Here is a 21,090-nt window from a genome sequence, read left to right on the forward strand (position 1 = left end):
GGGCCGCTGATGTGCGGTAATCGTTCTCGTACGCTGCAGGTGCTCCGCGTAATCTTCATGCCTCCAGGCAGCCTTTGGCATCGGAGACGTGCCCCAGGGCATGAAAATTCCGTATCGGGTCACTGCTCGGACCACTCGCGCGTCCCACCATCGAGCCGTTCCAGCAGATCATCGCGTGGCTCCGTCGCCACGGAGACGATGATGTCGATGACCTCGGCGAACTCCGAGGACTTCCGCTTCAGGAACGACACATGGTCCCCCTCCTCGAGCAGTACCAGCTCGGCGGGGGCCCCGTCCTCGGACGCCGCGTGCACGTAGCGGCGCGAGTTCTCCGCGTCCACCAGTGAGTCGTCCGCCCCGTGCACCGCCACCACCGGCACGTCCCGGTCGATGTTCTGGATCGGGTCGATGCTCGCGTAACGTTCCGGCTCCTCCGACGGCGGCCCGCCGAGAACTTCGTAGGTGTTGTCGTCGCCGTTCCTCGCGTCCCACTCCAGGTCCAGCGGCCCGGCGAGGGAGACCACGCGACGGGGGATGAAGACCGGATCCGCGCCGACCTCGTCCTCAGCCAGGTTGTCGCGCGTCGCCGCCCAGGTGGCGAGCTGTCCTCCGGAACTGTGGCCGGCCACCGTCGCGTCCTCGGTGATGATCTCCGGGAACTGCTCATCCAGCTCCGGGACGTAGTCGATCGCATCGGCGACATCGGTGTAGGTCTCCGGCCACCCGTGGTTCCCGCTGTCACGGTCGCGGTACTCCACGTTGTAGACCGCCACGCCGCGTTCTGCCAGGCTGCGGGCGATGTCACGGACATCGTCGGCGCCGTTGGACCGCTCATTCCACGCCCCGCCGCGCAGCAGGATCACCAGGGGCACGGAGTCCTCGTCGTGGTTGCCCTCGGGGAGGTAGACCTCCGCCCAGTTCTGCTCCGGATCGGCCTCGCCCTCGCTCACCGGGTACTCGACGCGCTTGGCGGGGGAGGACGCAGCGTTCTCCGTGCTCGTGGGCTCCCCTGACCCTTCGGCATCGTCGTTCCCGCAGGCGGTCAGCGAGGTTCCGAGGAGCACACCGGTGAGTGCGGTGGCGGCCAGTCGTCTCGCGGGCCGGGGGAGGGGAGGGACGGATACATTCATCCTGAAATTCTACCCACGCAGAAAACCCCACGCCCGGCGGAACCGGGGGTGGGGTTGAACTGTTGTGCGCTGTGCCTGCGTCTGCAGGACGAGGTGCTTAGGCCTCGAGCTTGTTCAGCAGGGCAGCCAGGCCGGACTTCTTGTTGGCGGCGTTGTTCTTGTGGATGACGCCCTTGGTCGCGGCCTTGTCGTAGAGACGGGCGGTGGCGCGGAACTGGGTCTCGGCGGCGGCCTTGTCGCCGGCCTCGATGGCCGCGTGGAACTTGCGGGTCTCGGTGCGCAGGCGGGCGCGGGCGGACTGGTTACGCTGGCGGGCGGCCTCGTTGGTGAGGACGCGCTTCTTCTGCTGCTTGATGTTGGCCATGTCGGCTTACCTCTTTCTGAACGGTGAAAATCTTCTGATCGTTCGCCACTCCCACCCGGGTTTGCCGTACACACGGTCTCTGACAACCGACCCAAGGTCCTGCCGGTTGCGGTGTGCACGCCGCGAGTGGTCGCGGGTCAACCCGACAGACACTACCAGCAGGATGGGTGCGCAGTGTAATCGGGGAGTCGGGCGACCTTACGGCTCGTTGAGGTCCCGGGTGCGCCGGTCATCCGGCGGCGGGTACACCATCCGCCGCGGCATCGTGCCCGCCAACAGCGACTCGACCTCCTCCGCCGCGGACAACACCGCGTTCCACCGGAACTCCTTCGGTATCCGGTCCACCGCCCCCAGCTCACCGGACTCCGGCAGATGCTCCAGCAGCCCCGCCCTGCTCACGCCCACCATGCCCGCCACCACGGCCTCGGCAGCCTGGGACTCGGTGAAATGACGGCTGGTCAGCAGATCCGGGTCCACCAGACGCGATGGCATCCACCAGTGGCTCGTCGGCGGTGTCTCCGAGGGCCACGGCGACTCGTCCCCCGACCAGATCCGCGGATCCGACCACACCTGCGGCGCATGGCCCAGGAAGATATGCCCCAGTACCTCCGCGATCACCGCGGCGGCCGGCGTGGTGGCGGAACCCCCACCCAATTTCGGTGCCAGGCGCAGGACGTACCAGGCCGACGCCGTGTCCCGCTCCACTGGCGGCACCGACCCCGGCACCGCTGTGTGCACGTTCAAGGTGTACGCCCCGGTGCGCTCGACGACCTCCGGATCGTCCTGCGTCTCCACGACCATGCCGATCCCGCCCAACCGTGACAGCAGCAGCGTCCACGCTTCAGTGGGGTCAACGGCGGGGCTGGAGTCCTGCCGGTAGCCGGAGTCCTCCACATCGGCGATGAGGTCGATGTCCAGCACATAGGGCTCGGGCAGCATCACCCGCGCCGCACCGTCGGAGGCCCTGTAGCCATTGGAGTAGGCCTCGATCTCCGGCACCAGGTGTGCCGAACGGGAGGTCACCGCAGCATCCCGGCGGTAGCGCGAACGGAAGCGGCGGAAGATCTGCAGGGTGGCTTCGATGGCGTCGTCCAACCCCAGGGATCGCTGCCGGACCGCGAAGTCCAGCAGCACGGGGACGGTGGCGTACCGCTCGCGGGCATTGCGCAGTCCCCATATTTCCAGCTCAAAGGCCTCGTAGGGGGTTATTTCCTTCGTCATCGTCAGCCACCTCCACTGTGCGTCACACACAGATCGATTTTGACTGCAATACTACGCGGGCGAACCGTCCGCGTTCCACAATCCCGAGCAGCCGCGCCGGTGCGAGCCGAGCAGGTGCGTGTCGATGAGCCCCGCGGCCTCCATCAGCGCGTGCATGGTGGTCGGCCCGACGAAGGTGAACCCCTCCTTCTTCAGCGCCTTCGACAACGCCACGGACTCCGGCGACGTCGTGGGAACCTCCGCGATGGTCCCCGGGCGCGGCGTGGCGTCGGGACGGAACGACCACACGAACTCGGCCAGGCCCTGACCCGGTCCGTAGCGTTCGCGCAGGGCAACCGTGGCCTGTGCATTCTGGATCGTGGCGTCGATCTTGCGGCGGTTGCGGACGATCGCCGCGTCCTGCATCAGGCGTGCCACGTCCTGCCCCCCGAAATTGGCCACGGCGTCCGGCGAGAAATCCGCGAACGCCGCGCGGAACGCGGGCCGTTTGCGCAGGATCGTCGCCCAGCTCAGGCCCGACTGGAAGGCCTCGAGGCTCAATCGCTCGAACACGCCGCGCTCGTCGGTGACGGGCATGCCCCACTCCGTGTCGTAGTACTCCTGCAGCAGCGAGGAGGATTCCGCCCACTCCGGACGCGCCAGTCCGTCGGTGCCGGTCACCAGCTCGCCCATCAGAAGCCCGTCTCCCGCAGCGTGATGTTCAGCCGCCCGTGGACACCGCAGTCGTGCGGCGCGGTGTTCGGGTACACCTTGGTCACGCCGTGGTAGTTGCGCCGCGCGGGCCCGCCGAACACGAACAGGTCGCCGGAGGTCAGCCACACGTCCGTGTACGGCCGGTTGCGGGTCTCCGCGTTGCCGAAGCGGAAACGGCAGGTGTCGCCGATGGACAGGGACACCACCGGGGACTCCGCGCGCTCGTCGGCGTCGCGGTGCATGCCCATCTTCGCCGCCTCATGGTAGTGATTCACCAGGGCGACATCGGGGGTGTAGGACGCGGCAAGCCGCGCGTCCCCCGTCGACTCCGCGACGGCGCGACGTCCCAGGGTGACGAGCCATTCGGGCACGGGCAGGACGGGCCGGTTGTTCACGTCGTGCGCCCGCCTTGAGTACCCGGTCGACGGGGTCCAGTGCCAGCCGAGGCACAGCATCGACACGCTCATCTCGTGGCCGTGGACGGTCGGGGAGTGCGGCGGGACCGGCCCGTTGGACCAGGCGGCGTACTGGGCGGTGATCCAGCGCTGCTGCTCGGTGGTGAGCCAGGCCGAACGGTGGTGCGCACCATCGGGCAGACCGGTGGCGGGCGCGTGCAGGTCGAAGAGGGTGGGCTGCTCGTTCATCGTTGCCTCCTATGCCCAGCCGTAGTCGTTGCGCAGGATATTGGCGATGCGCTCGTAGCGCCGTTCGGGCATGGAGACACCGCGGCGCTGGATGTCGGCCTCGGGAATCTCGATGATGCGGTCCACACGGGTCCAGCACTCGTTGCCGCGCGGGTCCCAGAGCCCGGCACCGATGGCGACCCAGTTGTCCTCGTCGCTGTGCGCGGGGTTGGAGCTGATGATCATGCCGAGCAGGGTGTGGTGGTTGCGTCCGACAACGATGCAGGCCCTGAGCTCCGGCGTGGCCTCCCGGTGGGTCAGGACCTTGTACCAGATGACCTCACCGGGGTCAGCCTGCCCGTCCATGTCGGGGGCGTAGATGACCGGGCGGGCGTGCTCGTTGGTGGGGGTGGCGGCGGTGACGGCCTTGACCGTGGTCTCGGTGTGGGTGGACTGGTCCAGGCCGAGGTTGGCGTGGAGTTCGGCGAGTCCTGAGTCGAGGTTTCCGCGGTGGTGGAAGAAGCGCTCGAAGAAACGACGCACAGGGTTCATGGGTCCACAGTGTAGCGCGGTTGTCCGGGGTCCTGTGGACGCCTGGGACAGGGTATGGCGGGTGACCACTTGTGTGGTTTCTGCGTTTATCCTGCTCATTCGCCGCCCCCGTTCAGATGTTAATGGTTTTCCCCGGCGTAGCGTTGGAATCAGAGAAGGAGATTACAAGGAGAGCGCCCTTGCAGGAAGAGGAGCCTGCCCGCGGCAATGCTCTCCAGAGACGCTGGAGGAGACACTGTGACTGACCGACGTGCCCGCACAAAGCTGACGAAGGCCGTGGCAGGTGGTGTCGCTGCCCTTGGGCTTGCCGGCGGGCTCGCCCTGGGAGGTGTTGCGGCACCGGAGGCGGAGGCCCAGACGGCGGCCGCCGGGGCGCCAGGCAACATCGTCACCTTCGGGGACTCCTACACCTCCAATCCGGACCAGGTGCTGAACACCTTCCGTGGGGTCCTGGAGATCGTCGGCGACTACCCGCAGCAGGCGGGATGCCTGCAGGCGCCGAACAACTGGCCGCGCAAGGTCGGCGCGAAGACCGGCGCGCCGCTGTCGGACTGGTCATGCACCGGGAACACGTCGCGGACGATGCTGGGACGCATCGACCACGCTGTTGCCATCGGTGACCTGCACGGCGGGACGCGCAGTGTGGTGCTCGCCGTGGGACTGAACAATTACGGACCCTTCGGGGTGGCCGACGGGGTGAACATCGTGGACCCCGGTGCGGTGCGCGGTGGCTTCCTGGCGGACCTGCATGCGGCAGCGGACAAGATCCGGGCGGTCGCGCCGGGTGCGCAGATCGTGGTGCCGGGGACGCTCACTATCGCTGATCCGGGTAACTCGATGTTCTGCCCGCTCAATGTTGTGCCGGATCTGCCGGCCGGGATCCCGGTGCCGCTGCTGCGTGATGTGGAGAACTGGAACCGCCAGAACCAGATCGATGCCGCCGCCGAGATCGGTGCGACGTACGTGGAGGTCAAGAACGGCTCAGCGGGCAATGGGACGTGCGCCCCCGACCAGCAGCGTTTCGTGTCCGGGGTGATCGACACGACGACGCCGGACTACAACATGATCGTGCACCCGTCGGACGCAGGCTCCGAGTTCATGGCTGACCGGGTTGCTGGGGTGGCTTAGGGCGGGGTCCACTACCGCAGGACTACCTGCCCCAACCATGTGCAGGCTGTTGTGACGTTGGCGTGGATGGCGCTTGAGGTACACGGGCCGTTTGCGTTGCTATCCGGTCCTGGCCGACTTCATCTAGAATCCCGCGGTCATCGAGACGCCAGCGGGTCCCAGAGTTGTCATGGAAGCTCAGCGCGAGCACCCGAAACTTGTCGGTGTTGATGTATGGCTGGTACCAGCCATCTTCTTCAGCGATTATCCGTTCCGGAAAGCTGAAGGGGTACTTCTCGCTCTGGGGGTTCTTCGGGATAAAGATGTCGCCGGGAGGGCATGTGCGAAGTCGGGTACTTAGGACATCCTCCTCACTACCCAGCTTTACGGTGATCTCCACATCCCCGAAGGTGAGGTCGGAGAAGTTGTGGATCCTCACCCCCAGGGTATAGCCGCCATCGGTGTCGTTGCTCCGCTTTTCGAGCCACGCAGAGAGCTGCGATGCGTGCTCCCTGTGCTCGCGACGCCGTTCCCGTGTGAGTGCCTCTTTCTGATCTTTCCACTGGGTCCAGGCGACTACTGCTGCAACGCCGGCGACCGCAAATGTCAGCCACGTAGGTAGGTCTCCAATGAATGTTTCCATAGGAACACGTTCTCATAGACTTCTGTGCCGTATGGGAAATTCATTGGTGCGCCGAGACTCGAGTGGCGGATGGCGGGTACTGCTCCTTCGGACAGTAGACGGACTTATGTTACATAAGCGACATATGTGACTGGAGTTATTGAAGTGAATCGTTACGGTGCGGACACGGTCTGGAAAGACGGCCCTCATAGCGTGGCCCGACGTCACTGACGTTTCAAAGGAAAGGCCATTCCAGTGAGTCACGCTCAACAAACACCGGCATCCCCGTCGACGGAGACACCACGACGCAGAAGGCCGGGGATTGCCGCCATCGGCATCGCCCTCGCAACGGCGTTCGCGGGCAGTCTCGCTGCACCGGCAGCACACGGCAATCCGATTGCGGATGCACTCGGCATCACGTCCGACCGCTACGCTGCGGCAACCACCGACACGAAGCTCGACGGTCCGGAAACCGCCGAGAAGCCGAAGATCGTCGTCGTCGCCACGGGCGGTACGATCGCAGGCCAAGCGGAGGGGCGAGACACCTTCACCGACTACGCGGCTGGCACGTACCCGATGGACGAGATGCTTGACACACTGCGTCCTGAAGTGGATGCGGTTGCGGATGTGAGCGCACTCCAGTTCGGCAACGCGGGTTCCTCCGGCTACACGATGGAGGAGTTGCACTCCCTGACCGGCGAGGTCGAGAAGCAGCTGGAGGATGCCGACGGAGTCGTTGTCACGACCGGAACGGACACCCAGGAGGAGTTCGCCTACTGGCTGGATCAGACGGTGCAGTCGCGAAAGCCGGTGATCACCACCGGATCGATGCGCCCGTGGGGCGCGGGCGAGACCGCTGCGGACGACCAGGTCTTCGGCGCTGATGGCCCGGCGAACCTGTTCAACGCGATCAAGGTCGCGGCATCTCAGCAGACCTACTGCTTCGGAACCACCCTGATGCTCAACGACGAGATCCACGCGGCGCGTGAGGTGACGAAGACCAATGCCTACCGGACGGACACCTTCGAGTCCCCGGGGTACGGACCACTGGGCTGGATCGACGGGGACGACATCACGCTCGGGCGTGCGCCGGCTCGTGTCATGGACTGCGATAGCGAAGAGTGGTTCACCCCGTTCGAGCTGGCTGAGGTCGATGGTGCGGCGCTGCCGCGTGTTGAAGTCCTGACGTCCTACCAGGAGGCCGGGGCGGAATCGATCAAGGCCTTCGCGGACGCCGGAGTCAAGGGTATCGTCACAGCCGGGACAGGCGCGGGCGGTATCTCCCCTGCGATGAGTGCCGCGCAGACTGAGGCGTACGAGGACAAGGACGTGTGGTTCGTCTCGACGACCCGGACGGGTACCGGCTCGGTACATGACGGGGGAGAAGGAGTGATTGCCGGAGGTGACCTGACCGCGGTGAAGGCCCGGATCCTGCTGCTGTTGTCGCGGGCATTCACCGATGACTTCGCTACTGCCGAGGAGTGGTTCGCCACGTACGGCACACCAAGCTTCGATCAGTCGGGCAATGTCGGAGGCGGTGAGGATCCTGCTCCGGAACCCGAGCCGGAGGAGCCGGCGGGGTCGCTGCCGGGGAGCGGTGAGGGAAGTCTGGCGGGGAGTCTGTAGATCCCGAATCCCACGGCAGGAACAAGTCACCCCGGGGAGCTTGTGCCGGGGACGTTTTACCTCACCAAGTGACCTTCACGTCCGCTTTGCGAGCTCATAGATGGCGGGTGCGCAGTACCGCAGCAGGCATGCTCGCCGCCCGGCAGCGGAAATCGGTGCCTGTAGTTAGAACAACCGCTCCTGGCTGCGACTGTCAACCTTTTCAGCCCGCTGTGAGCACGCCGCGGTCGACTGCCGGTCCACGAGTTCCACAGGTATCACCGCCGACTCGGGAGAGTTTCCGGTGTCAAGCCAGGTCAGCAGTCTGCGAGCTGCTTCGGCACCCATTTCGTGCGAGTTCTGTCGAACCGTGGTGAGCGTGGGCGAGACGAAACCGGCAAGGTCGATGTCGTCGAATCCGATGACGGAGACATCGTCGGGAACGCTGAATCCGCGTTCGCGCAGGCACTGGATCGCACCGATTGCTATGAGATCGTTGCCGGCGAAGATGGCGGTGAAGTCGAGCCCGCTGTCCAGAACGTCCGACGCGGACCGGTAGCCCGATTCGATATCGAACTCTCCGTGAAGAACCAGGGATGGCGGGAAACTCTCCCTGAACCCCTGAACACGTTCAACCTGGGACTTCAGTCCCTGGGGCCCGCTGAATACCACTGCCTTGTTATGGCCGAGGGCCAGGAGATGTCTGCCGGCCACGCGTCCACCCTCGAGATTGTCTGAGGCGACGAAGGGTGCTGTGAGGGCGGGCATCTCCTCGTCGACCAGTACTACCGGGCCCTGGTCCGAGAGGCGTGCAAGATCGTGACTCGGCTTCATGTCCCGCGACCCTGTGTACAGCAGCCCGTCCACGGAACGTGTCCGCACCAGGTTGAAGTAGCGGGATTCTCTGTTCGGGTCCGAGTCCCCTGTGCTGCTGACCAGGAGACCGTAGCCCCGGCGGTCAGCCTCCTCCTCCGCTCCACGCGCAATACTTCCGAAGTACCGGTCGGAGACATCCGGTACGGCCAGTGCGATAACTCCACTGCGACCTGTCTTGAGTCGCCGACCCGCTGCATCCGGCACGTAGCCGGACTCGTCGACGATACGGCGGATCCGCTCTTGCGTTGACGCGCTCACCGACCGTTTCCCCGACAGCGCATGGGACACGGTCGTCACGCTGACGCCGGCAGCGGTGGCGATGTCCTGCATTGTCATCGGTCGAGTGTGGGCGTCCTCCATGGCGATGACTATAGCGCACCAATCGTTTTGTGCCGACCAGTCCCTTGCCCGGGCGAGGGACTTCCGGCGTTACATGCGCTTACACGCCGTGAAACAGGCGGGAAACGTAGCGTCCATAGTCTTGCGTGAGCATATGCAAATCGGTTTGGTCACATTCAACTGCAGCCTTCCGACGACTTGACACCACCGAGGAGTGACCGTGTCCCGACAGTCCCGATCCCGCAACACATCAACCGCCCGCCGGGCGACCGCTGCAAGCACCGTCGCACTATCCCTTGCCGTCACGGGATGCTCAGTCTCCGACGACGGCGCAGACGGCGACGGCGGAAACACACCGATAACCCTGCAGACGTCGTGGGTTCCCCTCGTACAGTTCGGAGGGAGCTACATCGCCGACAACGAGGGCTACTACAACGACAATGGGGTCGACGTCGACATCCTGCCGGGCGGGCCGGATGTCGACGCGATGTCCGCGGTCGTCTCGGGGCAGGCTGACATCGGTATGTCCAATGCGGACACCGTCGCCCGGGCGAACGCCGAAGGCGCGGACTTGGTCATCGTGGCGGCGGGCTTCCAGAAGAACCCCCTGTCCCTCTTGTCGACGCCCGAGGACCCCATCAACGAGCCATCCGACATGGAAGGCAAGCGAATCGGGGTGCCCTCCGGGGATGATGCGGCCCACAACGCCCTGATCGAACACAACAACGTCGATGAGGCCCAGGTGGAGAGCGTGCCGGTGAGCTTCGACATCGCCCCGTTGACGTCCGGCGAGGTCGATGGCCTGTGGGTCTTCTACGCGGAGCAGCCCGTGTCGTACCTGGAGTCAGCCGGTGAGGAGGGGAACGTCATGATGACCTCGGATTTCGGCTTCGACAACTACGCTCAGGTCTACGCCGTTGACCGGGCCTCGCTCGAGGACGACGACAAGAGGGAGTCGATCACCGGTTTCCTGAAGGGGGAGATCCAGGGCTGGGAGGACTACGTCGACGATCCCGCGGAGGCAGTTGATCTCACCGTCAACGATTACGCGGCGGACAGCGGCCTCACCGAGGAGAACCAGACGGAACAGGCGGAACGGCAGATGGAGCTCCTGGTCACCCCGGAGACTGATGAACGTGGCCTCCTGCAGATCTCCGAGGAGGGGATACGGAACAACGTCGCCACTCTGACGGAGCTCGGTATTGACGGGGTCGACGAGAGTCTGTTCGACACGTCGATCCTCGAGGAGATCTACCCCGAGGACGCGGAAACGGATGATGCGGCATGACCGGGCCCGAACACGACACCGGGGCATCCCACGACGTCGGTTTCACGTTGGACGCGGTCTCCAAGGTCTATGAGTCGGCCAGAGGAGACGTGCATGCGCTCGACAGTGTGTCCTTGACTGCGGAACCGGGGTCCATGACCGCCCTCCTCGGCCCGTCGGGCTGCGGCAAGTCCACGATCCTGCGGATGTTGGCGGACCTCGAGGATCCCAGTTCAGGTGCGGTATCAATTCATGGTGAGACTCCCGAAACCATTCGTCGCTCGCACCGGCTGGGCCTGGCCCTCCAGGATCCCTCCCTGCTTCCCTGGCGGACCGTCCGCGACAATATCCGTCTGCCGGGCCAGGTGATGGGGAAACCGGTCCCCAAGGAGCGTGTGGAGGACCTGATCACCCTGGTGGGTCTCGAGGACTTCACGAGTGCCCGACCCGGTGAGCTCTCCGGTGGAATGCGGCAACGTGTTGCCATCGCCCGGGCGATAGCCACGGATCCCGAGATTCTCCTGTTGGATGAACCCTTCGGAGCGTTGGACGAGATCACCCGCCAACGGATGAACATCGAACTCCAACGGCTCTGGCTGGAATCCGGTGCCACCGCCCTGCTCGTGACACACTCCGTGTCGGAAGCCGCCTTCCTGGCCGACCGGGTGGTGATCATGTCACCACGTCCGGGGAGGGTCATCGGGGACATTCCCGTCGACTTCCCCCGTCCGCGTACCCGTGACCTGCTGACCACCCTGGAGTTCCACGAAGTCTGTGACCACCTGAGTTCAGTGCTCTACTCAGGATCCACCGCGGAGACCGCGAATGCTGCAGCGGGTGGTACACCGTGACCCCGACGACCGCCACAGTGGATCGGCCAACGGAAATGGACGCACCGTCACGTGCCCTGCAGCGGGACCTCGCCAGGCAGAAGCAGAACGTCAGGAAGGCGAAGCGCACGAGTTGGTTGATCACGGCAGTTGCCTCGGTGTTCTTCATCGTGCTGTGGGAGATCCTGGCACGGGTGTGGCTGACTGACCTCGGCGTCCTCGCCTCACCGTCGGATATCATCGCGAGCCTCGTCGAGGACTCACAGCTTTATATCCGCAACGCGACCATCACGGCGAACGTGGCGGTTCTCGGCTGGTTCTGGGGGAACCTTGCCGCGATAATCGTGGCCGTTCTCTTCGTGCAGGTCCCAGTCCTGGAGACTCTCTTCCTCCGGCTGGCGATCACACTGTTCTGCCTGCCGCTGGTTGCGGTCAACCCGATTCTGCAGCTGACCTTCGAGCCGGAGAATGCCAGGATCATACTGGCGGCGTTGGCCGTCTTCTTCACCACGCTCATTGGAACGATGCTTGGACTGCGCTCCGCGGACGGTGGTCCCATGACGATGGTGACGGCGTGGGGTGGAGGTCGCTGGAAGTCACTGCGCTTCGTGCGGTTCCCCTCGGGGTTGCCGTCGATTCTCACGGGCCTGCAGGTAGGGATTCCGGCAGCGGTCCTCGGCGCGATCTTCGCGGAGTTCATCGGAGCCCAATCCGGTCTGGGGGTTCTCGTGGTCAACGGCCTGATGTCCCAGAACCTTGCACGGGTCTGGGCCGTTGTTGTCGTGGTCACCGTCGCTGCAGCCGTTCCCTACGCTCTGCTGGGGCTTCTCCGGAAGAAGCTTTCCCCCTGGTCGGCATCGATGAGTACGAGCGCGGCGCCGGCCAAACCAGCCTCCGGAACCGCGGGACGCCGATTCGTGCGGGCAGCCGTGTGGGTTGTCGCGTCCCTGGTCATCATCGTCCTCGCTTGGTACCTGTACCTCGCGGCGTTCGATGTGTCGCGTTTCGTCGGCAAGACACCGGGGGACGTCGTCTCCTACCTTTTCTCGGGGGACGCTGCCTCCGGCCACCGCTCCGAACTCCTCGGGGCACTGGGGACGACCATCCTGCACGCCGGTGTCGGTTACATCGCCGGACTGTTCTCCGGGGTTCTCGCCGCGGCGGCATTCGTGACCTTCCCGATCGCGGAACGGGTGTTCACGCCGTTGGCGGTGGCACTGCGCTCGGTCCCGATCATCGTGCTGATCCCCGTGCTCATCCTGATGTTCGGCCGCGGGCTCGGCGGCGTGGTGGCCATCACCGCCATCGTCACGTTCTTCCCGACGATGGCGAATGTGCAGACCGGACTTCAGCAGGTGTCCAGGGACGGCATGACACTGATGCGCAGCTACGACGCATCGTTGCTCACCCGCATGTGGCGGTTCCAGTTACCGTCGGCGCTTCCGTCGATCTTCGCCTCCGCCCGCATCGCGGCACCGAACGCCATCCTCGCCGCGACCCTGGCCGAGTGGCTGGCCACCGGAAACGGGCTCGGCCATATGATCGTGATCTCCCGGGCGCACACCGACTACACGGCCCTGTGGGCGGCAGCCGTCATTCTCACTGTTGTCTCCCTCCTGTTCTACGCAGCTGTCAGCGCCGCTGAACGGCGCGTCCTGGACCGGTACGCGCCGGGGCAGGCGCGTTAGAACCCACAACCATCCACCAGTACGTACCACTCCGAATCAACACGACGAAAGGCCTCAGATGCCCACGCCACATATCTCCGCCGACTCAGCCGACTTCGCTCCGGACGTTCTGATGCCGGGCGACCCCTACCGTGCCCGGCATATCGCCGAGAAGTTCTTCGACAATCCCACGCTCGTCACTGAAGTCCGCGGAATCCTCGGATACACCGGTACCTACCAGGGGCGCCCGGTCTCGGTCCTGGCCTCGGGTATGGGGGTGCCGTCCATATCCATCTACGCCACCGAACTGGCCCGGGTTTTCGGTGTCCAGCGCATCATCCGCGTCGGTACGGTCGGTGCGATCCAGGACTATCTCGAGGTCGGAGACGTGGTCGCGGCGTCGAGCGCCCACACCAATTCCATGGTCAGTACCCAGCTTGCACCAGGCGTCACGCTGGCCCCGACTCCGAGCTTCGACCTGCTCCGCAAGGCCGTGGACTATGGCGATACCTCGGACAAGACAATCCACGTCGGCCCGATGTTCACATCCGACCTGTTCTACGGGACGGGAACCGGCGACGACGTCATTGGCCATCTGAAGAGACTGGGGACGCTTGGCGTGGAGATGGAGGCCGTCGGCCTCTACACCGTCGCCATGCGGGAAGGCATTGAGGCGTTGATGCTCGGCACGATCAGCGACAAGCCGGGCAGTGACATGACTGCACTGGAAAGGGAGACCATTTTCGAGGACGTCGTGACGTTCGCATTGGAGGCACTGGCATGATTACTGTTCCCGGATACCCCCGTTGGTCTGAGGACAACGAACCGTGGGCCGCATTCCCGAAGATCACCCTGCACGACCATCTGGACGGTTCCCTGCGCCCGGAGACGATGGTCGAGCTGGCACACGACAAGGGCATCGACCTGCCCTACGACGATCCCGAGATGCTGAGTCAGTGGTTGTCGGGGATTATCTCCGAGCCACCCGTGAAGCACTGGGATGACAAGTTCGCACTCACGACCTCAGTGATGCAGACCGAGGAGTCCCTGTTCCGCATCGCCCGTGAGTGGGTGATCGAGGCGGCGGCTGACGGCGTCCTGTACGGCGAGACCCGCTGGGCTCCAGAGAAGCACATCCTTGGTGGCCTGCCGCTCCGTGTCGCTGTGGAGGCGGTCGCAACCGGCCTGCGGGAAGGTGAGGAGGAGGTTGCTGCTGCTGGCGGGAGAATCCGTGCCCGGCAACTCCTGTGCGGGATGAGGTCGTCGACCCTGAGTTTCGAGATCGCCCGACTCGCTGTGGACACCTACGGCGAATGGGGTGGAAGCGTCGCCGGTTTCGACATCGCTGGCCCGGAGGACGGTTTCCCTGTGCGTCATCATCTGGACGCGACGACGCTGCTTCACCGTGAGGGAGTGCCGTACACGATTCACACGGGTGAGCACGATGGGGCGCACAGTGTGTGGGAGACCGTGCACCTTGCCCATACGCAGCGTCTGGGGCACGGGGCCAGGATCATTGAGGACGTGACGCTCAACGGGCGTCCGCTCAATGCACGGACCGCGGTGAAGACCGTCGCTGCGGCACGGGCGGAGGGTGAGGCGGAACTGTCGTTGGGCCGCACAGCACAGTGGGTGGTCGATCGAAGGATCCCCCTGGAGATGTGCGTGACCTCGAACTCCAAGGGCTCGGTGGTTCACGGCATCGAGAATCACCCGATTGACCTGCTTCGGGAACTGGGGTTCACTCTGACCGTGAACCCGGACAACCGCGGCATGTCCCGGACGAACTGCAGCGTGGAGTTCCGTCGGATTGCCGAACAGTTCGGTTGGGGTGGAGACGAATTCGCTACGGCTGAGCTCAACGCTGTTGAGGGGGCCTTCCTGACGGGAGCGGAGAAGGATCAGCTGCGTGAGCGCGTTCTCGTGGGGGTCGAGGACTTCGTGACGCCGTCCACTCCCTGAATCTCTACCCGGGATTCAGAGTCCTGATCACGGCCCAGCCGGACCTCCAGAGTTCATGATCTCCTCCTCTGTCAAGTTCGGGTCGACATTGCCGAAGGGGTAGTCGGGGGACTGGACGCTGGACTCCATGGCATCCTCCATCTGCTGCTGGCATGCAGCGGTGTACCCCCTCGTGCCGTCGCTGTAGAACGTGGTTCCGGGCTGGTACAGGGTGAGATCGGTTGCACAGGTTGCGGTGGGTTCTATCGAAGCTTCGGAAGTCTCGGTCTCTGACGAGGATGCGGAGAGTCGAAGGCGGGCTCTGTTCGCGGAACCTATTTCAGACGGAATACTACTTGCTGTGCCGAGCGGCTTCCGCTCCAACCCGCGCGACTCCAACCCCCACACCCCCACAAGGTAGGCTCGACACATTCACCCACCATCCACAGGAGGACTGACACCCCATGGCCCCCAAGCAGGAGAACTACGCCCGCGAGACGTTCACCGACCCCTCGCGGATCCGGAACTTCTGCATCATCGCGCACATCGACCACGGCAAGTCCACCCTGGCCGACCGCATCCTGCAGATGTCCGGAGTCATCGAGGACCGTGACATGCGCGACCAGTACCTCGACAACATGGACATTGAGCGCGAGCGTGGCATCACGATCAAGGCGCAGAACGTGCGCCTGCCGTGGATACCGAAGTCCGGTGCGCACAAGGACGAGGAACTCGTACTCCACCTGATCGACACTCCCGGCCACGTGGACTTCACCTACGAGGTCTCCCGCGCCCTGGAGGCGTGTGAGGGTGCGATCCTGCTGGTGGACGCCGCCCAGGGCATCGAGGCGCAGACGCTGGCGAACCTGTACCTGGCGATGGAGAAGGACCTGGAGATCATCCCGGTCCTGAACAAGATCGACCTGCCGGCCGCGGACCCGGAGAAGTACGCCCTGGAGATTGCCAACATCATCGGCTGCGAACCGGAGGATGTGCTGCGCATCTCCGCGAAGACGGGGGAGGGCATCCTCGATCTCATGGATCGGGTGTGCGAATTGGTGCCGTCACCGGAGGGGGATCGGGACGCCCCGGCCCGGGCGATGATCTTCGACTCGGTCTACGACATCTTCCGCGGTGTGGTCACCTACATCCGCATGTTCGACGGGAGCTTGCAGCCGCGCCAGAAAATCACGATGATGTCCACCGGTTCCACGCACGAGGCCCAGGAAGTTGGGGTTATCTCCCCGCAGCCGGAGAAGTCGAAGGGCCTGGGCGTCGGCGAAGTCGGCTACATCATCACCGGTGTGAAGGACGTCCGCCAGTCGAAGGTGGGCGACACGGTCACGTGGGCCATCAATGGCGCAGAGGATCCGCTGCGCGGCTACAAGGAGCCGACACCGATGGTGTACTCGGGCCTGTTCCCGATCTCGGCGAACCAGTACCCGGAGCTGCGCGAGGCGATCGAGAAGCTGCAGCTGAACGACGCCTCCCTGACGTTCGAACCGGAGACGTCCACAGCGCTGGGCTTCGGCTTCCGTTGTGGCTTCCTGGGCCTGCTGCACATGGAGATCACCCGTGACCGCCTGGAGCGAGAGTTCGACCTGGACCTTATCTCTACTGCCCCTAGTGTGGTGTACCGCGTGGTGGGGGAGGACGGCGAGGAGATGCATGTCCAGAACCCGTCGGACTGGCCGGAGGGAAAGCTCAAGGAGATCTACGAGCCGATGGTGGATCTGACGGTGATTGTCCCGGAGGAGTTCCTTGGCGGGACGATGGATCTGTGCCAGCAGAAGCGTGGGCAGATGAAGAACATGGACTTCCTGTCCACGGACCGTGTGGAGCTGCGCTACCGGATGCCGCTGGGGGAGATAGTGTTCGACTTCTTCGACATGCTCAAGTCCAGGACAAAGGGCTATGCGTCGCTGAACTACGAGGAGAACGGGGAGCAGGAGTCTGACCTGGTGAAGGTGGATATCCTGTTGCAGGGGGAGCCGGTGGACGCGTTCAGTGCGATCGTGCACCAGGATCACGCACTGCATTACGGCAACAAGATGACGGCGAAGCTGAAGGAGCTGATCCCTCGTCAGCAGTTCGAGGTGCCGGTGCAGGCCGCAATTGGTTCTAAAATTATCTCTCGCACGAATATTCGCGCTTTGCGTAAGGACGTGCTGAGTAAATGCTACGGTGGTGACATCTCCCGCAAGAAGAAGTTGCTGGAGAAGCAGAAGGAAGGCAAGAAGCGCATGAAGTCCATCGGATCGGTCTCTGTCCCCCAGGAAGCGTTTGTTGCTGCGTTGAGTACGGATGAGGGGTGAGGAGTAGAACAGCATATATGAAGGAAAAGCTACAGTACTCGGCGAGTGCCAACGACGGGAAAAGGAAAAATATTATATGGAAAAATCAAGATGATACCAGGTCGATGAAGTATTCGGAATTGGCGTCGGGCCTGACACACCTGCCTATGTTGATCGGGGGGAATTGGATAAAGTTTTCAGGGAAGGACTGTCGTCGTCAAGGCACGTAAGCGTACACGGTGGAAGTAAACAAGGAAAAACTTGGTTGCGGAAGCGTGGGCTATCTTCAGACGATTCGATTGTCGTACAGGCAACTATAACCTCAAAGGCTGAGTCGCTACTTGAAGAGGCTCTTGAAGATATCGGCGTAAGTGCCGAACTTAGTCGAAAGAAGAATGGGAAGCTGGCTGGCTCTGTATCGGTATCAGCTGAAGCGAAAGCTAAAATGAAGATCCCTTTCCTGGGGGGTGGAGATGCTGCCGCTGGAGCCGTGGTTGAAGGAGAATCTGAACGGCAAACGGAGACCCTGGAAGAACTTATCGGACAAAGTATTGCTAATTTGAACTGGGTAGCGAATGCTTTCACTTTCTCTGCAAAACAACTGGTTATTGAAGATTTTCATTATCTTCCCGAGGATGAACAACGAGTATTCGCGTCTTGGATGAAGGCGCTTGGAGAATATGGCTGCCACGTAGTCATCATCGGAGTTTGGTCACAAAGTCATCTTTTAACATACTTCAATGGTGACTTGGACGGGCGTGTCGATGATATTCACTTGAATTGGTCAGATGCAGATCTCAAAGAGGTCCTACGGCGAGGTGCCGAGGCCTTGAAGATTAGTTTCTCGGATGATTTGGTACAGTCCCTGGTTAAAGACGCGTACGGGAATGTTGGCCTATTGCATAGGCTAGCGAGCAGAATATGCAAGATAGAAGACGTGGATGGGCGGCAGCCGGGTATCACAATTGAAGTCGGTGACTCGTTGAGCCAGGCCCGCCAGAAAGTTTCCGATGAAATGGCCGGGCGATTCGATACTTTTGCGAACAACTTTGTGCGTGGTATGCGCAGACTACCCGAAGGGTTGGTCGTTTATCTCCACCTTTTAAGGGCCTTTACTTCAGTGGAAGATTCGGTCCTGCTCTCAAAGGGAATTGATTCGAAAGCGTTATTGGATCAGATAAATGAGATTAATCAAACAATTCGGCCTAGTGACCTTACGCAGTCTCTCGATCGGATCGACAAGCTTCAGGAGAAGATTAAAATAAGTCCACCGGTGCTAACCTACCACCGCCCAGGTCGTCTAGTGCAACTGGTTGACCGTTCCTTTCTTTTCTACAGAAAATACTCCACGCAGATGTGGCCGTGGGATCGTGAGGATGAACCGATCGAAAACGATCTCGCGGATTCTGATCCACTGATTACGGATTAGATTGTTTGGGTGTTTTTGTGACTTTCCGAGGTTGGCGGCAGGCGCGTTTTCTCTATCCCCAATACCGTCAATTTCGGCTCCATCGACAGGTACGTTGCAGAGGCCGACCACTCCGACTTGTCCACATAGGCCTAGCAAGTTGGTGAATGGCCCGGCCAATTCGTGGACGTGGGTGGCGCGGAATCTGACGATGGTGGTACCATCGGAAAAAACTTGGCTGTGACGGTGCGCAAAGCGGTGGCCGCCCGGTGGGTGCTTCGATATTGCGGGAGGACACGACATCGGCACAATAGGCCGCAGCATTGATGTATTGAGCGCACGGATCGGCAGCATTTCTGCGTAGTAAAGCTGCCCTCCAAAAGTGGGTGTATTTTCTAAAGGTGGATTCGGCCGTGGCCATCGATAACGTGGCGGGGATGAAAACACCGACCAGCTCGTGGGAGGAGCCCAGGGCTAAACTGGCCCTTCGCGTTTTAGAGTGCGTTGATCTTGTCCTTCAGCTGGCCTGAGTGAATCAGGGACCTCAAGATGTAGTGGTCCAGATTCCTGAACCCCAGAGCGATGCCACGCCGATGCTCCAACTGTCCGTTGATCGCCTCGACCGTCTCATTGGACGCGCCGAGGTCGAAGTAGGCCAGGATGTCGTCGCGACGGTGCCACAGGGTCCGGCCGAGTTGCGCCAGCTCCTCCAGTCCCGCAGGCAGTTCCTTGCGCAGGGTGCTAATCACCCTGGCCATCAACTTCTTCCCCCTCGATCTGTCCGGCTGACCATACGCACTGACCCCTGACTTGGCTCACCTTCAGAGGTTGATACGACCACCAACGCTGTGACCTGGTATCTCGCTCTGGAATGTGCCGAAAAACCGTACTAACCGGGCCCGGTAATCCAGGTGGAATCGGGCGAATGACGTCCCGGATCCGCACTGTGCGCACTGCCTCCGGGGCCACCGCGGTGCAGATCATCCACTCCTACGCTGGTGGAACGACCTCGATGGACCATGTCGGCTCGGCCCACAGTGACGCCGAGCTCGCCGCACTGAAGGCAGAGGCCGCCCGCCGTATTCAGGGCGACCAACTCGACCTGGGCCTGGAGTTGCCCGACGTAGAGCCCGACCAAGTTACAGGGACTGCGGAGACCCCCTGGACGGTGACCTCGCAGCGCTGCGGCTACCTGCTCGATGCGCTGACCACCGCGTACCGGTCAATCGGCCTGGACGACGCCGCTGACGGTGACGAGGTGTTCAAGAACCTTGTGCTGGCTCGGATTCTGGAGCCTGGCTCGAAGAAGGACTCGATCCGGGTGCTCAACGAAGCCGGTGCAGACTCGGCGAGCTACGCCACGATCAAACGCCGGTTGCCGCGCTATGCCACCGACGAGTTCCGCGACGCAGTGACCAGCGTCTGTGCCGATCATGCTGGGATTGGACCAACATCGTTGGTGCTCTACGACGTCACGACCTTGTATTACGAGGCGGATGAGGGCGACGGGTTCCGGGAGCCGGGATTCTCGAAGGAACGCCGCATTGACCCGCAGATCACTGTCGGGATGCTCACCGATGCCGACGGGTTCCCACTGCGGATCCAGGCATTCGAAGGCAACAAAGCAGAGACCCACACCTTCATCCCGAGCGTGCAGGCGTTCATGGACACCTACGACCTCGCCGATGTCACCGTGGTCGCGGATGCGGGCATGATCAGCGAGGCCAACCGCGCCGAGCTGGATGCTGCCGGACTGTCGTACGTGTTGGGCGGCAAGACCCGGCAGCTGCCGTATGTGATCTACAACTGGCGCAAGCAGAATCCGGGTGTCGAGTACGTCCATGACCAGATCTGGCAGCAGACAGATCCCGGCCGGCAGGCCAAGGGCATCAAACCGTGCCGGGAGATCTACCACTACTCGGCCGACCGGGCCCGCCGCACCATCAAAGGCATCGACGAGTCGCTGCGCAAGGCGAATAACATCGCCGACGGTCAAGCGCGACCGGTACGTGACAATGGGTGCGGCGACCAAGGACGTCAACCTGGAGCTGGCCAGCAAGCATCGTGAGTTGGCGGGGATCAAACTGTACGTGACCAGCAGGTTGGATGATGATCCGATGGTGATCATCGGCTACTACCGCCGGCTGTTCCAGATCGAGAGGTCCTTCCGGATGGCCAAGAGCGACTTGGCGGCACGTCCGATCTTTCACACGAAGAAGGATTCGATTGATGCGCACCTGACCGTGGTGATGGCTGCGATGGCCGTGGGCCGGTGGATTGAGTCGGTGACCGGGATGTCGATCAAGCGGTTTGTCCGGGAGCTGAGGGTTCACCGTGAAGTGCGGATCAACGTCGGCGGGCATGAGGCAGTCGCGGCGAGTCCATTGCCGGAGGGCCTATCCGAGCAGATTCTCAAGATCAGGCGTCGGGGCGGTCGGTCGTCGTACTAAATTGAGCCAAGTCAGGTTGGGGTGGACAGCCATGCGTAGAGAATTTTCAATGCCAGCCGCATCTGTTCAGCAGAGTAGCTGTTGGGATACCTGTAAAACAC

At 62.8% G+C, this 21,090-nt stretch carries 17 protein-coding genes and 2 pseudogenes; 10 read left to right on the top strand and 9 right to left on the bottom strand.

Annotated features, from left to right (window positions below; genetic code table 11):
- Positions 1-119: 119 nt before the first annotated feature.
- From ACTIL2_RS00635 to ACTIL2_RS00660, 6 genes are all read right to left on the bottom strand, one after another.
- A complete protein-coding gene (locus ACTIL2_RS00635; RefSeq protein WP_442335510.1) occupies positions 120-1,130 on the bottom strand; it encodes an alpha/beta hydrolase family protein in 1,011 nt (336 codons plus the stop codon).
- 97 nt (positions 1,131-1,227) lie between these two features.
- A complete protein-coding gene (gene rpsT / locus ACTIL2_RS00640; protein ID WP_442335511.1) occupies positions 1,228-1,494 on the bottom strand; it encodes a 30S ribosomal protein S20 in 267 nt (88 codons plus the stop codon).
- A gap of 198 nt (positions 1,495-1,692) precedes the next feature.
- Positions 1,693-2,715 carry a hypothetical protein gene (locus tag ACTIL2_RS00645; protein WP_442335512.1) on the bottom strand — a complete coding sequence of 341 codons (1,023 nt, stop codon included), beginning with the start codon at positions 2,713-2,715 and terminating at the stop codon, positions 1,693-1,695.
- 51 nt (positions 2,716-2,766) lie between these two features.
- On the bottom strand, positions 2,767-3,387 hold the full coding sequence (locus ACTIL2_RS00650; protein ID WP_442335513.1) for a DNA-3-methyladenine glycosylase I: 621 nt from the start codon (positions 3,385-3,387) through the stop codon (positions 2,767-2,769).
- Positions 3,387-4,052: an alpha-ketoglutarate-dependent dioxygenase AlkB family protein gene (locus ACTIL2_RS00655; protein WP_442335514.1), complete on the bottom strand. Its 666-nt coding sequence runs from the start codon at positions 4,050-4,052 to the stop codon at positions 3,387-3,389. Before ACTIL2_RS00655 ends, ACTIL2_RS00650 begins: the two co-directional genes overlap by 1 nt.
- 9 nt (positions 4,053-4,061) lie before the next feature.
- Positions 4,062-4,583, bottom strand: coding sequence for a type II toxin-antitoxin system PemK/MazF family toxin (locus tag ACTIL2_RS00660; RefSeq protein ID WP_442335515.1), 522 nt, complete (start codon positions 4,581-4,583; stop codon positions 4,062-4,064).
- Positions 4,584-4,820: 237 nt separating this feature from the next.
- On the opposite strand from ACTIL2_RS00660, the gene ACTIL2_RS00665 reads away from it, so the two are divergent.
- Positions 4,821-5,711: a GDSL-type esterase/lipase family protein gene (locus ACTIL2_RS00665; protein ID WP_442335516.1), complete on the top strand. Its 891-nt coding sequence runs from the start codon at positions 4,821-4,823 to the stop codon at positions 5,709-5,711.
- A gap of 22 nt (positions 5,712-5,733) precedes the next feature.
- Here the strand turns inward: ACTIL2_RS00665 and ACTIL2_RS00670 are convergent, their stop codons facing one another.
- The gene (locus tag ACTIL2_RS00670; protein ID WP_442335517.1) at positions 5,734-6,333 is read right to left on the bottom strand and encodes a hypothetical protein; all 600 of its coding nucleotides are present in this window, start codon (positions 6,331-6,333) and stop codon (positions 5,734-5,736) included.
- A gap of 234 nt (positions 6,334-6,567) precedes the next feature.
- Here ACTIL2_RS00670 and ACTIL2_RS00675 point away from each other — a divergent pair, with 234 nt between their 5' ends.
- Positions 6,568-7,938, top strand: a complete 1,371-nt coding sequence (locus ACTIL2_RS00675) for an asparaginase (RefSeq protein WP_442335518.1) — start codon at positions 6,568-6,570, stop codon at positions 7,936-7,938.
- Between the two features lie 165 nt (positions 7,939-8,103).
- Here the strand turns inward: ACTIL2_RS00675 and ACTIL2_RS00680 are convergent, their stop codons facing one another.
- Positions 8,104-9,129 carry a LacI family DNA-binding transcriptional regulator gene (locus ACTIL2_RS00680; protein ID WP_442335519.1) on the bottom strand — a complete coding sequence of 342 codons (1,026 nt, stop codon included), beginning with the start codon at positions 9,127-9,129 and terminating at the stop codon, positions 8,104-8,106.
- Positions 9,130-9,352: 223 nt separating this feature from the next.
- Here ACTIL2_RS00680 and ACTIL2_RS00685 point away from each other — a divergent pair, with 223 nt between their 5' ends.
- The 7 genes from ACTIL2_RS00685 (at position 9,353) to ACTIL2_RS00715 (ending at position 18,560) form a co-directional block, all read left to right on the top strand.
- Positions 9,353-10,420, top strand: coding sequence for an ABC transporter substrate-binding protein (locus ACTIL2_RS00685; RefSeq protein WP_442335520.1), 1,068 nt, complete (start codon positions 9,353-9,355; stop codon positions 10,418-10,420).
- Positions 10,417-11,250, top strand: coding sequence for an ABC transporter ATP-binding protein (locus tag ACTIL2_RS00690; RefSeq protein ID WP_442335521.1), 834 nt, complete (start codon positions 10,417-10,419; stop codon positions 11,248-11,250). The genes ACTIL2_RS00685 and ACTIL2_RS00690 overlap by 4 nt, the downstream gene beginning before the upstream one ends.
- Positions 11,251-11,285: 35 nt before the next feature.
- Positions 11,286-12,917 (top strand): ABC transporter permease, encoded by a 1,632-nt coding sequence (locus ACTIL2_RS00695; RefSeq protein ID WP_442335522.1) that lies wholly within the window; start codon positions 11,286-11,288, stop codon positions 12,915-12,917.
- Positions 12,918-12,975: 58 nt separating this feature from the next.
- Positions 12,976-13,680, top strand: a complete 705-nt coding sequence (gene deoD, locus ACTIL2_RS00700; protein WP_442335523.1) for a purine-nucleoside phosphorylase — start codon at positions 12,976-12,978, stop codon at positions 13,678-13,680.
- On the top strand, positions 13,677-14,858 hold the full coding sequence (locus ACTIL2_RS00705; protein WP_442335524.1) for an adenosine deaminase family protein: 1,182 nt from the start codon (positions 13,677-13,679) through the stop codon (positions 14,856-14,858). The genes deoD and ACTIL2_RS00705 overlap by 4 nt, the downstream gene beginning before the upstream one ends.
- A 443-nt stretch (positions 14,859-15,301) precedes the next feature.
- Positions 15,302-17,152 (top strand): translation elongation factor 4, encoded by a 1,851-nt coding sequence (gene lepA, locus ACTIL2_RS00710; RefSeq protein ID WP_442335525.1) that lies wholly within the window; start codon positions 15,302-15,304, stop codon positions 17,150-17,152.
- Between the two features lie 244 nt (positions 17,153-17,396).
- Entirely contained in the window at positions 17,397-18,560 is a 1,164-nt protein-coding gene (locus ACTIL2_RS00715) for a hypothetical protein (protein ID WP_442335526.1), read from the top strand.
- Between the two features lie 473 nt (positions 18,561-19,033).
- On the opposite strand, the pseudogene ACTIL2_RS00720 reads toward ACTIL2_RS00715, so the two are convergent.
- Positions 19,034-19,342, bottom strand: a pseudogene (locus ACTIL2_RS00720) (transposase); the annotation flags it as partial.
- 122 nt (positions 19,343-19,464) lie between these two features.
- Here ACTIL2_RS00720 and ACTIL2_RS00725 point away from each other — a divergent pair.
- A pseudogene (locus tag ACTIL2_RS00725) lies at positions 19,465-20,989 on the top strand (IS1634 family transposase).
- The last annotated feature ends 101 nt before the right edge of the window (positions 20,990-21,090 follow it).

The sequence above is a fragment of the Corynebacterium sp. genome (assembly GCF_052107835.1).
In the GTDB taxonomy this organism is placed as follows: Bacteria; Actinomycetota; Actinomycetes; order Mycobacteriales; family Mycobacteriaceae; genus Corynebacterium.

Excerpts from the sequence above, each read along its gene's own strand:
- ACTIL2_RS00635 (WP_442335510.1), bottom strand. The coding sequence starts at position 1,130 with ATGAATGTATCCGTCCCTCCCCTCCCCCGGCCCGCGAGACGACTGGCC.
- rpsT (WP_442335511.1), bottom strand. The coding sequence starts at position 1,494 with ATGGCCAACATCAAGCAGCAGAAGAAGCGCGTCCTCACCAACGAGGCC.
- ACTIL2_RS00645 (WP_442335512.1), bottom strand. The coding sequence starts at position 2,715 with ATGACGAAGGAAATAACCCCCTACGAGGCCTTTGAGCTGGAAATATGG.
- ACTIL2_RS00650 (WP_442335513.1), bottom strand. The coding sequence starts at position 3,387 with ATGGGCGAGCTGGTGACCGGCACCGACGGACTGGCGCGTCCGGAGTGG.
- ACTIL2_RS00655 (WP_442335514.1), bottom strand. The coding sequence starts at position 4,052 with ATGAACGAGCAGCCCACCCTCTTCGACCTGCACGCGCCCGCCACCGGT.
- ACTIL2_RS00660 (WP_442335515.1), bottom strand. The coding sequence starts at position 4,583 with ATGAACCCTGTGCGTCGTTTCTTCGAGCGCTTCTTCCACCACCGCGGA.
- ACTIL2_RS00670 (WP_442335517.1), bottom strand. The coding sequence starts at position 6,333 with ATGGAAACATTCATTGGAGACCTACCTACGTGGCTGACATTTGCGGTC.
- ACTIL2_RS00680 (WP_442335519.1), bottom strand. The coding sequence starts at position 9,129 with ATGACAATGCAGGACATCGCCACCGCTGCCGGCGTCAGCGTGACGACC.
- ACTIL2_RS00690 (WP_442335521.1), top strand. The coding sequence starts at position 10,417 with ATGACCGGGCCCGAACACGACACCGGGGCATCCCACGACGTCGGTTTC.
- ACTIL2_RS00695 (WP_442335522.1), top strand. The coding sequence starts at position 11,286 with ATGGACGCACCGTCACGTGCCCTGCAGCGGGACCTCGCCAGGCAGAAG.
- deoD (WP_442335523.1), top strand. The coding sequence starts at position 12,976 with ATGCCCACGCCACATATCTCCGCCGACTCAGCCGACTTCGCTCCGGAC.
- ACTIL2_RS00705 (WP_442335524.1), top strand. The coding sequence starts at position 13,677 with ATGATTACTGTTCCCGGATACCCCCGTTGGTCTGAGGACAACGAACCG.
- lepA (WP_442335525.1), top strand. The coding sequence starts at position 15,302 with ATGGCCCCCAAGCAGGAGAACTACGCCCGCGAGACGTTCACCGACCCC.